Source organism: Wolbachia endosymbiont (group B) of Rhopobota naevana, assembly GCF_947250615.1.
Classification (GTDB): domain Bacteria; phylum Pseudomonadota; class Alphaproteobacteria; order Rickettsiales; family Anaplasmataceae; genus Wolbachia.
Genome location: NZ_OX366333.1, coordinates 1,694,808 through 1,710,446 on the forward strand (window position 1 = coordinate 1,694,808; position 15,639 = coordinate 1,710,446).

Consider the following 15,639-nt stretch of genomic DNA (forward strand, 5'->3'; position numbering starts at 1 on the left):
TTAACCTGTATAATATTTATGACAAACATCTCGATAAGGTATCAGATAGCACACAAAGTAAGGAACTGGAGGTTAAAGAGAGGTTATACTCAAAAAGATTTAGCGGGAAAAATCGGTACAACATATCAGGTAATACTGCAATATGAAAAAGGAACACGCAGAATTTCGATTGAAAAGTTGTATGCTATAGCAGAGATATTGTCGATTGGTATTGTAGACCTAATTCCTGTATCAAATGAAAAAATCTGTTTTGAAGATGAGGGAGAGGAAATATTAAATCTAGTAAGAAAATATAAAAAGATTAACGATAAAGAGCTACGTAAAATGTTTTGTTTACTAACCAAATTTGCTCAAGTTAGTGAAAAAAGTAGTAAAAAAGCAGAGAAAATAAAGATTGCAAAAGGTTTGGTAAAAGCAGGAGTTTCTGTTGATATTGTTGCAAAAACAATTGGTCTCTCTGCTGATGAATGCGTTGAAGAAAAAGGAGGTTCTATTTACTGCAAAATAGGAAAGAAGATAAAAGAATGGAGACTAGTGAGAGAGTATACTCAAAAAGATTTAGCAGAGAAAATGAGTACGACCCGTGACGAAATAAGCAACTATGAAAAAGGGCGTGTAGCTATTCCACTGGAAAAATTATATGCAACAGCAGAAACATTATCGATTAGCATTACAGATCTGCTCATAGAAGAAGATGAGATAGTAGAAAATGAGCTACCTGATTTAATAAAAGAATACAAAAAAATTGAGAGTCAAGAACTACGTAATGCACTAATAAAATCTCTGTTTGAAAGCATACAAGTTTGCAAAGAGAAAGTGGAGAGAGTAGAAAGGATGAAAATTGCAAATAATTTAGTTAAGGAAGGAATTTCTATCAATATTATTTTAAAAACAGTAGGCATCTCTTTGGACGAAATTCAACGAGTTTAAAATAAAGAAATCAGTATATATTAATATCTTTACTCTTAGATAAAAAAATAAGCAAAAAAGATTGAGAAATTGATTTGACTTCACTCAAAAGCTATGGCTCTATGCCAATGCTGATAAAAAAACAGCAGTAAATATATAAAAACATTTTGTTATTAGTGAAGGGTAATTTTTATGAATAATAATAAGAATAAAGAAGAAATAGAATTCAGAATATTAGAAAGCAAAGGCAAAGCACTACTTGATCGTGAAATAATGGAAACGTTTCTAAGTGCAGTACATGAAAGACCACAAGCTCAAGAAATTGCTAAAAATCTGGTGAATAGCTATACGGGAGTAGGAAGGATTTTAGGTAGAGAAATGGATGACCTGAAAGTTATAGAGGGAGTAACTGATTATGCAGTAGCAATGGCAGCATATATAGGTTTAACAGCAGCCACAATAAGCAGTGCGATCATTTTTGCAACAATAACAGGAGTATTTGCACTTGTTATAGCAATAATGCTAAGTGAGATGAGCAAAAGATATATAGAAAAGGAATTTCAGAAAAAGATGTTTATGGAGCTAGAGGAGTGTAGTTCTACTGTTAATGATATTCAGATAGAACCAATTGTGAGTAGATGCAGACAATGATATACGCCAAATCTTTTTCTGAAGGTTTAAAACCAGATCCAGAGCTTAAAGTATCAGAGTGGGCGAATGAGTATCGAGTTTTAGCAGCAACTGCAGCATCAGAACCTGGTAAATGGAGAACAGAGAGAACGCCATACCTTAAAGAGATCATGGATTCACTATCTCCGTCCTCGCCAGTAGAAAAAGTAGTATTCATGAAAGGAGCTAAGATTGGAGGAACAGAAGCAGGTAACAATTGGATAGGCTATATTATCGATCAAACACCAGGGCCAATGTTAGTTGTACAGCCAACAGTTGAAATGGGAAAACGCTGGTCAAAAGGAAGATTTGCGCCATTAATAGAGAGTACTCCATGTTTAAAAAGTAAAGTAAAAGACCCAAGGTCAAGAGACTCAGGCAATATAGCCCTTCCCATAATAGTCCAAAAAGGTCATAAGAAAGAAGAATCGACAGCATGACGAAAAGATTTGAATAAAGGAATGTTTTTCCTGGTTCTGTTTTTTATAGCAAACCAATAATGTTCAATTTTGTTAAAATCTGGAGAATATGGAGGAAGATATAAAATTTCTGCACCAACTCCTTTAGCAAATCTTATTAGACTTATGAAAAGTAGCATTATCAAGGATAACAGTTTGTCCAGGTTCCAAAATCGGTGTCAGAAACTGCTCAAACCATTTATTAAAGATATCCATATTGCAGTGGCCTTCAAAGGTTAACGGAGCAATTATTTTTCTTCCACTTAAGGCTGCAACCATGCTAATTCGTTGAGTTTTCTTCCCAGATTTTAGGGCATAAAACCGCTGTCCTTTCTGGCAATAACCATAGGTTCAGTGTCCAGACTCATCTATATACACTAATTCTTTAGGTTCTTTTGTTGCTATAACCTTTGAAAATTGAGCTCGCTTTTCTTCATTTCTTTCTTTATATCTGTAGGTCTTTTTTTTCTTGTGAATCCTATATTTTTAAGTGCTCGATGAATTGTTTGTCTACTAATATTGCCCCAGCATCTCTGACTGAGTTTTGCCACCTTGCTCATTTGCAAATTCGGCAAATGCATTCCAGTCGGTAATTTTATGCCACGCTTCCAAGCTTTTTTGATTGAAAATCTCCCGTTTTCTCACGTCTTTTCTTCCACTCATATAAAGTTGTTTTTCCGATCTTAAATCTCTTGGCAACAGTTTCTCCACTCTCTCCTTCATCCAATGCTTCCATTACCTTTTTTCTTAAGTCATAACTATTTGCTACTGGCATCCTTACCTTCCACTACTATCAATCCATATCTTACTCTTTTTGGACTATTATGAGAAGGGCTATACTATCAGAAAGAGGGAGACTATGCTACTCCTTTCTATCCACTTTTTTGAGCAATCCACTTCTACATCTAACACACATCTCAGTGATTATAATATCCAATTTTTGATCATGTTTTTCTACAGGTAAATTTTTACAATATTGCTTCTCATAGGCTACACCTATAAATATTTTTCCAAGTGGCCGTAATTTTTTTATCATTTCATCATACCAACCACCGCCAAAACCTAACCTATTAAAATGATCATCAAAAGCAACAATAGGGGTAATGATTGTGTCGGGAATTATATCTTCATCTGCTTTATTCCATTCCTCAAATTTTAATAACTTATTTTTATTAGGAATTGCTACTTTATATCCTAAATCGAGTAAATGATTCATCAAAGGCACAACATTAATTTCTCCGTCTGTTGGAATGTACGCTGCTATTGTTTTACCTTTAACGCAACTTAAGTTTTTGTTAAAGAGATTAATAAGAGAATTTGCTGCATAACTAGAATAACTTTCATCAACATCTTTTCTTATGGTTCTATATTGCTTCCTTAGTTCCTCTTTGTGCTGTTTAGTGTCTTTGAACATGTTCTATCCATTTTGCAGTGAGCTTTTCTTGTAAACTATTTTGCTTCAAGCGCTCACTTAAAAAATCAAAGTCAACAAGCTCCATATCCTGGTCTTGATTACTGCAACTATAAACAAAACTTATTTCTCCTGTTTCCTTATTTATGTGTTGCTGAATACATTGAGCGCAGATTTCTTTCATCATGCACTGCATAGGAGAGTTAACTGATGATATTGCTATGTGTTTTGGTTTCAGATATGGCTTTAAAATTGTTTTTCTAGCTTCATTTACAGCTTTCATCATTTTATCAGAACCAATAGTGATGATTTTATCTATAGTGTTTAAACTAATAGTAATTTTACCTAACTTTCCTTGCTGATATGAGCTTATTGCATTAACTATATTACCATGAAAGGATTTATCCTGATCTCTACTTGTTTCTATCAATCCTTCTTCACATGCCCAAATTACTGCACTTGATGCACGTTCTATCAGTGCTCGTTTAAATACATCACTTAATTTTTTATAGCCAGCGAAATATAAAACCTTATGATTGTTTTCAAGACATGCCTTCCCTATCGAAAATAACACTGCATTTCCAACTCCACCGCCAATGAGCATTATATTCTTCATAAACTTTTTATGGAGTAGAAAACCTCTCTAACTTCAATTAAACTGATAACTAACAGCTGCATTTTTACGCATATTATCCAATAACAGGTTGCTTTGTATCATAATCTTTTGTTGATACATTTCCTGTTTGATTGCTTCTATATCCATTGCATTATTTTTGATATCACATAACATCATCAACTTTGCAGTGCTATTTTCTCTTAATTCTACTATTTCATTCATATTTGTTTTACTAAATAAAATCTGTAAATCAGGATTTAAATTTCGCATTTTTATTTCAAACTCTTTTACGCTTGGCAACTTGAAATCATCTGCTAACTTGTCAAAATTTAAACAACTGACCTTTTGCTCCTTAAAATTAGAGAGTAAACTTTCTGAACCTTCAACTACAACCTGTTTCAGTTTTAAAGTACTTTTCAGCATTGTATGATTAAGCTGTACTTTATCTATGACTTTTATAACAGAGTAACCTTCGCTTAAACTAACCGGACCTGCTACATCACTGATTTCTAATCCTTCCAAAACGTCCTTGAGTTTACCTTTTAGCTGACTTAAATTAACGGTTGCTTTGCTCATCTTTATTGAAGATTCTGGATTATTACTGCTACGCAATTGTTTTATTAAATCTTCAGCCATCTTCTGATCAGGAATTACAAACTCCTGAAATGTAATAAGGTAGTCAGGTTTCTCTTTTTGTTTTCTTACATCGTCCACTTCTTTATCGCTGATATTGACAAGTGGCACAATTCCTACTTCAATAATCTTGTTCCACAGTAGCTGACACTTTACTTGTTTTTTTAGGGTATTGAGATCTATATTATGCTTTTTTACGTATTGATCAACTTCATCAGCCTCAAGTTTTAAACTTTGAGTTAAGAATAACGTGACAGCATTATTTAACTCCTCGTTACTCAATTCTATATTCATCTTCTGTGCTTTGCTGACAATGATAATTTCGTCTATTAACTGTCTTAGAATTTGAGATTTTACCTCTTTTTGATTAATCTTCTGAGTGCCAAGCAATGAATTTATGAAGTTTATACGTCTTTCGATATCTAAATTTGAAATTGGCTCACCATTTACATCTGCAACAATTTCAATCTCAGTTGCAAGTAACCTAAGCGGCAGCATTATTAATATCAAAATTAGTATTTTATGCATATAAAATTATTTAGCTAATAACTAATTCTATAATAAATACTGAATAAACGCTAGCTAACTTTTTAATAATTAAAAAAGAGGGTGAAATTACTTTAATGAATACCTAAACAATAATATACGGAAGGAGAGGGATTCGAACCCTCGATACGACTTTTCAATCGTATAACGGTTTAGCAAACCGCCGCCTTCAGCCGCTCGGCCACCCTTCCAAATTATTACTATAATATCAAGACCTTTACTGCCTGTCTAATGCTTTTAACCGCAACATAAAAAACAACAATATTTTTCTGAGCAGCTCTAATGCAAACTAATTTCTACTTTTTTCAATGATTTTTTTTGCTTTTTCCACATCAGCCCATTCTCCAACTGTTACCGTTTTTCCCTTTTCTAAATCTTTATAATGAGAAAAGAAATGAGCAATTTTATCTAGTAGATTTTTAGGTAAGTCAGAATAGTTCTTTATATTGTCATAATAGCTATCAACACTGGAGATAGGTACAGCTAATATTTTTTCATCCTCTCCTTTTTCATCTTTGGTAAGTAATGCACCTACTGGACGCACCGATATCAAAACTCCAGGCGCTAAAGGAAATTGAGTTAGCACCAAAACATCCGCAGGGTCACCATCACCTGAGCAGGTATTTGGTACAAATCCATAATTGCAAGGATAAGTCATTGAGGTAGACAAAAATCTGTCAACTTGTAATAATCCGAGCTCTTTATTAAATTCATACTTTACGGGTTCAGCATTTGCGCCTATTTCAATTACTACATTTATTTCATCTGGTTTTGTTGTTATTTTGCTTAAATCCATGGATTACCTCGTTATTCAAGAGAAGATATTATATAGCATACACTTTAAAAGTGCTACATTTATCATTCATAAGTAGAGGTTTATGGTTGCATAGGACCATTTGTAAAACCATTAATAGTTACACTGTTGAACGTTGAATGTGGCGGTTCTTGAGGTGATTTCAGTAGTTGAAATAAAGCATATACTACTACAATAGTCAGTACTGCAGCAATTATTAGATTAGTTTGTGGGCTCATTGAGTTAAACAAATTTTGCTCCATAAAGAAATAATCGGTAGCATATAATCCAACAGACAATACAAACATACCTAAAGCTAATTTACAAAATGTGTTTTTATGATTTTTGTTTTTTTTGTTACTGATAGTAGAGTTTAGTCTGCATTCACTTTGTGGCACTGAGTAATACGTATTCTCAGGGTTTGTTACTAATTGTTCAAATGCATCACTATTTTGGTTTTTTAGTAGTTGCTCTAGAGTACGTTTGATATTTTTAGGATATAGAGAATCTTGACTGTCTTGCTCTCTTGCAGCTGTAAATGTCCCGTTCAATTCACTTATACCTCTATAATTAAGTGTATACTTGGTGAATCCATTTCTATACGGTAACTCAATTTTTCTTAATACGTTTATTAACTGTAAGATGTAACTGTAATACAGTGGTGTGTTGATTACTCTAGCTTTCTCATTAATATATTGATTGAGTGATAAAATATCTCCATTTCCAGTACATGTAGAAAATATACCATAACTAGAAAATAGTAATGCTATGTCTTTATCTATTTTTATACTGTAAATCGAGTAATAATGATTTATTACCTCTTTACATAAGCTAAACTCTTTATCAAATTCATTTGCATAGCTTATTTTGAGTAACTTTTTAACATTATTGAGTACTTGTTTTTCAAAGTCATCATTATTGTTAAATAGAGCTTCACCTTTCGGATTTGCTAGAATATTAAAAAGCTTTAGTTTTTTTTGATCTTCTGTCAATTCTACTTGATCTACAATTTCCCTTAGCAGTTTCTTCGAAGTGTCACAAAGAGTAGGTATTTTTTTACTTTCAACTGCAGCATATATTTTATCAATTACTTCTTGAGTATTGAACTGAGCATTTTCTGCAAGAACTCTATAAGCTTGAACATAAATTAAAAACAATCCTTGTAGACTAAATTTTAAGTTAAAATATTTATCTAATGGCTCTTGTTCTTTTTTATTAATGAATTCGGATAGACCTATATGATTTCTGCAATCCATGCAATGATGTAAGTCAGCATGTTGAAAACTGCCCAAACGAATAAATGCGGCCTCTAGTAAATTGCCCTTACCAACAATTTTTATTAACTCTTCAACTTCTTTAACCATCCCTCTAGTCCACAATATAATAATTATCTTTATAGTATAAAGAATATAGGATAAAACAGCAATAAATTTTATTGTATGTTTACATTCTGCATTAAAAAATTAAACCACCAAGTTAGGAGCATATCCAACCTCCACCTATAACTTGTTCGCCCTTATATGCTACACAGGCTTGACCTGGACTGATGCCAAAGTAATCGTCGTTTAAAATTACACAGGCTTTGTTCTTTTCGTCAGTTGAATATATTGTCGCTAAGCTTCCTGCATGTGATGACCTAAGCTTCACAGTTACTTCCATGCCTTCTTTTGGTTGTTCTAACCAATTTAACTCTTTGACCAATATCTTTTTTTGCATGAGCGCATTGATTGGACCCACTACAACCTCATTATTTTCTGTATTAATTCTTATTACATAAAGAGGCTCACTGTGTGCAATGCAGAGGCCTCTTCTCTGGCCCACTGTAAAATTTACTATGCCGCTGTGCTCACCTAGCACTTTTCCATGAATATCTACTATTTTACCTTTCTGTACAGATTGTGGAGCTAATTTAGCTATTGTTTTACTATAGCTTTCGGAAACAAAGCATATATCTTGACTATCCGGCTTTTCAGAGATTTGTAAGCTAAAATATTTTGCTAATTTTCTTATATCACTTTTATAGAACCCACCTAGTGGAAATCGCAAAAGCTTTAACTGCTCCTCAGTTGTAGCAAACAAAAAATAACTTTGATCTTTACTTTTATCAATACTTCTGCACAACTTTACCTCACCATTTTCTTCTAATCTTCTTACGTAATGTCCTGTTACGAGCACATCCGCACCAAGATTTTTTGTGACTTGCAATAGATCACGGAATTTTACTGTTTGGTTACATCTTACACATGGTATGGGGGTTTCCCCACGCATGTAAGTATTCGCAAAATCTTCTATTACTTCCTTTTTAAATGTTTCTTCGTAATTTAAAATATAATGAGGAAAGCCAACATTTTCAGCTACGCGTTTGGCGTCATAAATATCTTGTCCAGCGCAGCATGCACCTTTTCTTGCATTAGCATTGCCATCAGTGCCATATAGCTGAAGAGTCACACCTATCACTTCGTACCCAAGGTTATACAGCAGTGCTGCAGCAACGGAGCTATCAACTCCCCCGGACATTGCAACAATAGCCTTAGTTTGATGCGGAGCTTTATCTTTTAATAAAGGTTCAATTTCAAATTCTTTTAGCATATAATTTATAAACACAAACCTGGTGTCAAGCGCTGGAATCCAGTTTCTATTACACAATTTCATCGAAACAGCGTACTTATTTGTAGTCATGTTCCAGTGTCAAGCGCTGGGATGACACCCCTTCCTGCTGGAAGTTGCCTTTAAATTACTTGGTGCGTGACACTGGGATCTCATTTATATTACATACTTCCATCAAAACAATTCGATAAACTGCATTCAAAAACAATTTAATCTTGCTTGAATAAAACATGGCCAAAATAGTCCATGTTTTCAAGTACTTTTCCGCTACCCAGGGCAACACAACAAAGTGGATCATCTGCAACACGAACTGGTAATTTTGTTGTTTCACTAATAACTTTACTCAAGTTGCGCAATAACCCACCTCCACCAGATAAAATTATTCCTCTATCAACTATATCAGAAGAAAGTTCAGGTGGAGTACTCTCCAGTGCAGTTCTAATAGCAGAAATTATCTGATGTACAGGCTCTATTAGGCTCTCTGCAACTTGATATTCTGATAAAAGCATTTCTTTTGGCATACCACTCACTAAATCCCTGCCTTTAATTATCATTCCCTCTTTGTTGTTTTCAACTGGCAGACTGGCTGAACCGACGTTTTTCTTAATTTTTTCAGCAGTTGTTTCGCCAATCAATAACTTATGATTTTCACGAATGTATGACTTTATTGCCTCATCCATAATATCGCCACCTACTCTGGCAGAACGTGAATAAACAATTCCACCTAAAGAAATAATTGCAACTTCAGTTGTACCACCTCCTATGTCAACAATCATAGAACCTTCAGGTTCGGTAACTGGAAGTCCAGCCCCAATTGCTGCAGCCATTGGTTCTTCAATTAAGAATACTTCATTTGCACCAGCACTTTCTGCTGCATCTTGTATAGCACGCCTTTCAACTGGGGTAGATCCAGATGGAACACATATGATAATATTAGGCTTATTAACAGTGAATCTTGTGTTTGCGCTGCGTATGAAATATTTTAACATTTCTTCCGCGCTTTTAAAATCAGCAATAACTCCGTCTTTCAAGGGCCTTATCGCTTCTATTTCTCCAGGTGTTTTTCCGAGCATCATCTTAGCTTTTTTGCCAAAAGCATAAGGAACGTAACTTCCTTTTTCTTTTACTCTTGCTACAACTGAGGGTTCATCAAGCACTATCCCCTGACTTTTCTGATAAACTAAAGTATTTGCAGTACCAAGATCTATAGCAATATCGCTAGCAAATAAACCTTTGAAAGTAAAAAAATTTCTGATTAAATTCTGAACAAAACTCATACACAACTCAAGAAAACCATTTATTGAGACAAATTATACTTTTCAGATAAGTAACTAGTGTAGCACTCAATATCTAAATCCCTACCTGTTACCTTTTTTAGCTGTTCCAAAAAGCCATAATTTGCACTATATACATTTTTAGAGAACCAATCGATAAGTAAACTGAAATCTCCTTTTACTATAGAATCTAAAAATTCGTAATGATTTTTCTTAATGAAAGAAAAAAACTGCACAGCAGCGATTAACGCTATGACTTTAATAGGAAAGTAGCCTATAACACCACTTATCCAATACTCATCTTGAAAATAAGTGTCTAGCTCATTTTTAGCTTTTACTGAAATCTTGTAATGCTTCATACCTTCCAACCATTTATCGTGTAGATCTTTAACTTCTAACGTACCATTTATTAGATCTTGTTCTAATTTAGTTCTTAGCATAATGTGAGCCAATAAACTAAATTCATCCGCATTCTTCAAAAAAGATGAAAGATTTACTTTATTGAAAATCAAATACAAATTTTCAACACTACTATTAATTTTGCCTTTTGTAGAAAGTTTCTCCTTTATGTGTGGTTGAATGAACTCAATAAATTCTCTGGATGTTCCAATGATCCTTTCCATGAATAACCCTTGAGTTTCATACATAATATGTTTCGTAATTGAGCTCTTTATAGAATTTTGCGCTAAACATTTTTGATGAATTGCATAACCAGTATGCCGTAAAAGTAAAAATAAACCATAACAAAGGTCAGATTCATCATAATCGATAGGATCGTAATAAGAAATGGAAATCTCATTTGGTGTAACACTCATTTGCTGTAAGAATAAGGAACCAAGTTCAATCTGTCTCTGAACCGTAACTTTTTGTATATTAGTAACCTTATCCTTCTTCTGCTTTTGAGTTACTTTCTCTACATTTTCACTAAAAAATTTACCTAGCTTAGGAAATATTTCCTTTATGTTCTTTTCTGTGATATTAGAGTCATAGTCAGCAAGCAATGACTCATAGTTTGAGCGCTTTAATTGCTGCGATTTTATAGAAGCTGCTTCACGAGTAAGCTTAATTAGGTTAGTAAAGCATTCTTTCAGCTTTTCTAAGTTACTAATTTCAGAATTAGTTAGCCTCCATAAGTTTTGGCATTCAATCTTAGCTTTGGACAAAGATTTTACTAAATCAACAGGAATAGCACTGCTGCTTTTGTGTATCCCCTCTATTAACTTTAGCTGCTGAATATTAGCACTCTTTTTATTCCTAAGAGCATTCGCTAATGATTCCTTTATTGCATCATGAGAGATAATTTCATGTCTGATTTCCTCTAGAAGACACATTTGTTCAACTTTGTCCTCTACATTCAATTGGCTTTTGCTTAGTAGTTTTAGTGTGTTTTCGATATTCCTTACCTTATGTAATACTTCCTCTAAAAACTTATAAGATCTCATTTTTATTCATTGCTTTGAAACATCTGCTTAATATCGTAATAGATTAATAATAAAGTTAAAAGTATATTTGCTTAAAGTACAATAAAAAATTGTATTTTTATTCTTTTATTGTACTTTATTGCTAAGAATTGAGCATCTTATCAGAAAATTAATTATAAGATTGTAAAGAAAACATTTAGTATTTTATTTCCCTTGACTCTATTCTAGTATAGAGGGATTATTAGTACTAAAATTAAAATTACGCACTATATTTTAAATTTATGGAGGTTTAGTGATGTGGAGTAGACTGATTATAATGTGTTGTTTTTGTTTACTGCTTACTGGTGTAAGTTCTTGCCCTAAAAAAAGAGTAAATACAACAAATAAAATGAATGCTGTTGTTAAGCAGATAGGTGATAAAAGAGTTTTCTTTGGTTATGATGAATCTAGTATCGGTGAAGTGAGTGCAGATGCATTACTTGACGTGATGGAAGTGTTACAAAATAATCCTGACGCAAAGGTCACTTTAACTGGTCATACTGACAATCGTGGTTCTCACGAGTATAATCTTGCACTAGGAGCTAGACGAGCAGATGCAGCTAAAAAATTTATGGTCAGCTGTACACCTTATCTAGAAAATAGAATAAAAACTGCTTCTAAAGGTGAAACTGAGCCTTTGGTTAATGTAAAAGATGATTCTAGAAATTCCAAATATGAAAAAGAGCATGCTAAAAATCGTAGAGTGGAATTTTCATTTTCTGGAATAAAGAAGTAGTTTCTTGCATTAAAACCTGGATCCCAGTGTCAAGCACTGGGATGACAAAAGAGAGCAATTCCGCTGCTTGTTAGCGGGATCTATATATACCACAAATAAGTCGCTGTATGACGTAGAGACTATCTGGCCATCAAGAAACATAATGAAATTAGAGTTATTATTTCAAAATATAGCTAATAGTTTTGCTTTCCATAACCAAATCGCAGTTGCAGTATCAGGTGGTGTAGATAGTATAGTCTTACTGCATTTAATGACTAACTGGGCAAAAAAAAACAAGCTTTTACTTCCTATAGCATTAACAGTAAATCATGGGTTACGTTCAGAGTCTCAAAAAGAAGCTGATTTTGTTATAAGTTATGCAAAAGAACTTGGAGCAAAGGAATCGTTCATATTAAATTGGGAGAAGCAAAATATTAAAGGTAATATTCAGTTACAGGCACGAAAAGCACGATATAAGTTACTAGCAGAGTGGTGTAAAAACAATAATGTTAAATGTTTGCTCGTTGCTCATCACAAAGATGATCAAGCAGAAACGTTCTTATTAAGATTGGAGCGAGGTAGTGGAGTAGATGGATTATCATCAATGGATTACAAATCTTTCTTAAATGGTATTTATATATTTAGGCCGTTGTTAAATTTTAGTCGTAGTGAAATAGAAAAGTACGCTAATCTTCACCGGTTAAAATGGATCGAAGATAGAAGCAATTATGACTTAAAATACAGACGAACTTTATACCGTAACTTACTGAAAGCAAGTGACAATCAAGAGATTTTAACAGAGCGAATATGCCTCACAGCCCTTCATATGAAAAGAGCTGCAAAAGCGTTGATGCACTACACACGCCTTGCACTTAATGACTGCGTTAATATTCATGATCTTGGTTATATTGAAATTAAACTAGATGAACTTTATAAACTGCCAGAGGAAATAGCTTTAAGGCTTCTTCTTTATTCTATAATGGCAATTGTCAACAAGCACTATAAACCAAGGTGCCGTAGCCTTATCGCAATATTTAATAGAATATTGCAACAAAATAGTGATGTTAATTGCACACTCTATGGATGCAAAATAAGAAAATATGGAGAAAGTATTTTGATAATGAGAGAATCGTCAAATATACAGGAAATTACTGTACACTTACCATTAAATGGTTCTATTGAATGGGATAACAGGTTTAGCTGCACAATATTTGGAGATCAGGAGTGTTCAGTAACTATTGCTCCGCTAAAAAAAACACAAAAAATCCCTGAATTTCTAAAAAATTATGATTATTGCTCTGAAGTTTACTATTCTTTGCCTACAGTACAAAAAGATGGAAAGATGCTTGCTTATCCATGTATGAAACATAATAGTAAGAGCACTAGTGATGATGAGATTAAATATTTTATTTCTAGTATAATAAAGGAAAATTTGCTAAAGTTAACTGATATTTAATTAAGGATTACAATGAGTGGGGCAAGATTTTTTAAATTTGTAATTATTTTTCTAAAGTTTACTACTCTTTTCCAACAGTGAAAAAAATGGAAAGGTGGTTGCTTATCCTGATGTAAATTATAACGGAGAAATACGGTGATGATAAGATTCGATGCATTATTAATAGCACGATAAAACAAAATTTGGTAAGCTTGATTAGTGTTTAATTAGAAATGTAAATGAAAAAATTTTTAGAAGGCTTATTGATCTGGTTAGTGATTATTGTTCTTATTTCAGTTGCTTATATTCAATTTAGCGGAAGTATAGGTAAGAGTAAAACAACCATACCTTTTTCAGAATTTTTAACTAGACTAGAAGATAATGATATAGAAAATATTACAATAAGAAACCAAAGTATCGAAGGGAAGTTTAGGGATGGGTCAGCCTTTAACTCAAGTGGTGTTATATATAGTGACTTAATAAAAAGTTTGCATGATAGGAAAGTGAAGTTCTCCTTTTCAATTGGAGACTCTGCAATAGGTATAATTGGTGGATTACTTATTCAATGGGTTCCGACCCTTATCTTTATCGGTTTATTACTTTTCCTTTTTAAACAAACGCAAGCAGGAGGTAATAGAACTATAAGCTTTGGCAAATCAAAAGCTAGGCTTATGACTACTGGAAAAAAAGTGACATTTGATGATGTTGCTGGGATTGATGAAGCAAAAGAAGAGTTGGTTGAAATTGTTGATTTTCTTAAACAAAGGCAAAAATTTCAAGTGTTAGGTGGGAAGATACCAAAAGGATGCCTTTTAATTGGTTCCCCTGGAACTGGTAAAACTCTACTTGCTCGTGCAATTGCAGGTGAAGCTAATGTACCGTTTTTTAGTATTTCTGGATCTGATTTCGTTGAAATGTTTGTCGGTGTTGGTGCAAGCCGTGTCCGGGATATGTTTGATCAAGGTAAGAAAAATGCTCCTTGTATAATTTTCATAGACGAAATAGATGCAGTAGGTAGGCATCGCGGCATCGGTCTTGGTGGCGGTAACGACGAAAGGGAACAAACATTAAACCAGTTACTGGTTGAGATGGATGGTTTCGAGTCTAATGAAGGTGTGATAATAATTGCTGCAACTAACCGTCCAGACGTCCTAGATCCAGCACTACTTAGACCTGGTCGTTTTGACCGACAGATTACTATTTCTTTACCTGATATAAATGGACGTGAGAGAATATTAAATACGCATATAAAGAAAATATCGATAGCACCAGATGTAAACGTAAAAACAGTTGCGAGGGGAACGCCAGGTTTTTCAGGGGCTGATCTAGCAAATTTAGTGAATGAGTCTGCGCTTATTGCTGCAAGAAGAAATAAGAAAATTGTTACCATGGATGATTTTGAGTATGCACGTGATAAAGTGATGATGGGCATGGAAAGAAGGTCCTTAGTCATTACAGAAGAAGAAAAAAAGCTTACTGCTTACCATGAAGCTGGTCATGCAGTAGTTTCAGTTAATATGCCTGCTTCTGATCCTATACACAAAGCAACAATTATTCCACGTGGTAGAGCACTCGGTTTAGTTATGAGACTACCAGAAACAGATAGAGTGTCCCTCACAAGAGAAAAGATGCTAGCAGATATAACTGTTGCAATGGGTGGACGTGTGGCAGAAGAGCTAATTTTTGGCTATGATAAAGTCACAAGCGGTGCATCTTCAGATATAAAACTAGCATCAGATTTATCACGTTCTATGGTGACAAAATGGGGAATGAGCGACAAAATAGGTCCGATCTATCATAATCGCGAACAAATCACACATGATTCTGAGACAATTTCTGAAGATACGTTAAGACTTATAGATGAGGAAGTAAAGAAAGTCGTATTTTCTTGCTATGAAAAAGCAAAAGACATTTTAACCAAGCGTAGGAAAGACTTGGAGCTCATTGCTGAAAATCTACTGGAGTTTGAAACTTTAACAGGAGATGAAATAAGAGACATATTAAGTGGAAAAAAAATTGTTAGAAATGAAAATGAAGGTAAAGAAGAGATAAGAAGATCCTCTCTCTAATAAGATCTGGCTTTATTTAACCGCTAAAACAAAAATTTTTAATT

General features: G+C 33.7%; 12 protein-coding genes, 1 tRNA gene and 3 pseudogenes. 6 read left to right on the plus strand and 10 right to left on the minus strand.

Annotated features, from left to right (window positions below):
- Nucleotides 1–18 precede the first annotated feature (18 nt).
- The 3 genes and pseudogenes from wmk to OOL01_RS08145 all read left to right on the plus strand — a co-directional run.
- Nucleotides 19–930, plus strand: a complete 912-nt coding sequence (gene wmk, locus OOL01_RS08135) for a WO male-killing family protein Wmk (RefSeq protein ID WP_264686786.1) — start codon at nucleotides 19–21, stop codon at nucleotides 928–930.
- A 396-nt stretch (nucleotides 931–1,326) separates the two neighbouring features.
- A pseudogene (locus OOL01_RS08495) lies at nucleotides 1,327–1,560 on the plus strand (ankyrin repeat domain-containing protein); the annotation flags it as partial.
- Nucleotides 1,557–1,961: pseudogene (locus OOL01_RS08145) on the plus strand (phage terminase large subunit family protein); the annotation flags it as partial. The pseudogenes OOL01_RS08495 and OOL01_RS08145, both read left to right, overlap by 4 nt.
- Nucleotides 1,962–1,990: 29 nt before the next feature.
- Here the strand turns inward: OOL01_RS08145 and OOL01_RS08150 are convergent.
- From OOL01_RS08150 to OOL01_RS08195, 10 genes and pseudogenes are all read right to left on the minus strand, one after another.
- Nucleotides 1,991–2,811, minus strand: a pseudogene (locus tag OOL01_RS08150) (IS630 family transposase).
- Between the two features lie 87 nt (nucleotides 2,812–2,898).
- A complete protein-coding gene (locus tag OOL01_RS08155) occupies nucleotides 2,899–3,450 on the minus strand; it encodes a 5-formyltetrahydrofolate cyclo-ligase (RefSeq protein ID WP_264686788.1) in 552 nt (183 codons plus the stop codon).
- Nucleotides 3,434–4,063 (minus strand): ferredoxin reductase domain-containing protein, encoded by a 630-nt coding sequence (locus OOL01_RS08160; RefSeq protein WP_139686783.1) that lies wholly within the window; start codon nucleotides 4,061–4,063, stop codon nucleotides 3,434–3,436. The genes OOL01_RS08155 and OOL01_RS08160 overlap by 17 nt, the downstream gene beginning before the upstream one ends.
- A 33-nt stretch (nucleotides 4,064–4,096) precedes the next feature.
- Nucleotides 4,097–5,224, minus strand: coding sequence for a SurA N-terminal domain-containing protein (locus OOL01_RS08165; protein WP_010403414.1), 1,128 nt, complete (start codon nucleotides 5,222–5,224; stop codon nucleotides 4,097–4,099).
- A 118-nt stretch (nucleotides 5,225–5,342) separates the two neighbouring features.
- Nucleotides 5,343–5,433: transfer RNA gene (locus tag OOL01_RS08170), tRNA-Ser, on the minus strand.
- A gap of 98 nt (nucleotides 5,434–5,531) precedes the next feature.
- Nucleotides 5,532–6,038 (minus strand): inorganic diphosphatase, encoded by a 507-nt coding sequence (gene ppa / locus OOL01_RS08175; RefSeq protein ID WP_264686789.1) that lies wholly within the window; start codon nucleotides 6,036–6,038, stop codon nucleotides 5,532–5,534.
- Nucleotides 6,039–6,118: 80 nt separating this feature from the next.
- Entirely contained in the window at nucleotides 6,119–7,399 is a 1,281-nt protein-coding gene (locus OOL01_RS08180; RefSeq protein ID WP_264686790.1) for a WD1261 family protein, read from the minus strand.
- Nucleotides 7,400–7,511: 112 nt separating this feature from the next.
- Entirely contained in the window at nucleotides 7,512–8,624 is a 1,113-nt protein-coding gene (mnmA, locus tag OOL01_RS08185; RefSeq protein ID WP_264687268.1) for a tRNA 2-thiouridine(34) synthase MnmA, read from the minus strand.
- 227 nt (nucleotides 8,625–8,851) lie between these two features.
- Complete coding sequence (locus OOL01_RS08190; protein ID WP_064085834.1) at nucleotides 8,852–9,919, minus strand: rod shape-determining protein; 1,068 nt, start codon at nucleotides 9,917–9,919, stop codon at nucleotides 8,852–8,854.
- A 20-nt stretch (nucleotides 9,920–9,939) separates the two neighbouring features.
- The gene (locus OOL01_RS08195) at nucleotides 9,940–11,358 is read right to left on the minus strand and encodes a gluzincin family metallopeptidase (RefSeq protein WP_010403317.1); all 1,419 of its coding nucleotides are present in this window, start codon (nucleotides 11,356–11,358) and stop codon (nucleotides 9,940–9,942) included.
- 274 nt (nucleotides 11,359–11,632) lie between these two features.
- Between OOL01_RS08195 and OOL01_RS08200 the strand changes: the two genes are divergently transcribed.
- The 3 genes from OOL01_RS08200 to ftsH all read left to right on the plus strand — a co-directional run bounded on the left by OOL01_RS08200 (nucleotide 11,633) and on the right by ftsH (nucleotide 15,595).
- Nucleotides 11,633–12,112, plus strand: coding sequence for an OmpA family protein (locus OOL01_RS08200; RefSeq protein WP_264686791.1), 480 nt, complete (start codon nucleotides 11,633–11,635; stop codon nucleotides 12,110–12,112).
- A 142-nt stretch (nucleotides 12,113–12,254) separates the two neighbouring features.
- Nucleotides 12,255–13,547 carry a tRNA lysidine(34) synthetase TilS gene (gene tilS, locus OOL01_RS08205; protein ID WP_264686792.1) on the plus strand — a complete coding sequence of 431 codons (1,293 nt, stop codon included), beginning with the start codon at nucleotides 12,255–12,257 and terminating at the stop codon, nucleotides 13,545–13,547.
- 218 nt (nucleotides 13,548–13,765) lie between these two features.
- Nucleotides 13,766–15,595, plus strand: a complete 1,830-nt coding sequence (ftsH, locus tag OOL01_RS08215; RefSeq protein WP_010406977.1) for an ATP-dependent zinc metalloprotease FtsH — start codon at nucleotides 13,766–13,768, stop codon at nucleotides 15,593–15,595.
- Nucleotides 15,596–15,639 lie beyond the last annotated feature (44 nt).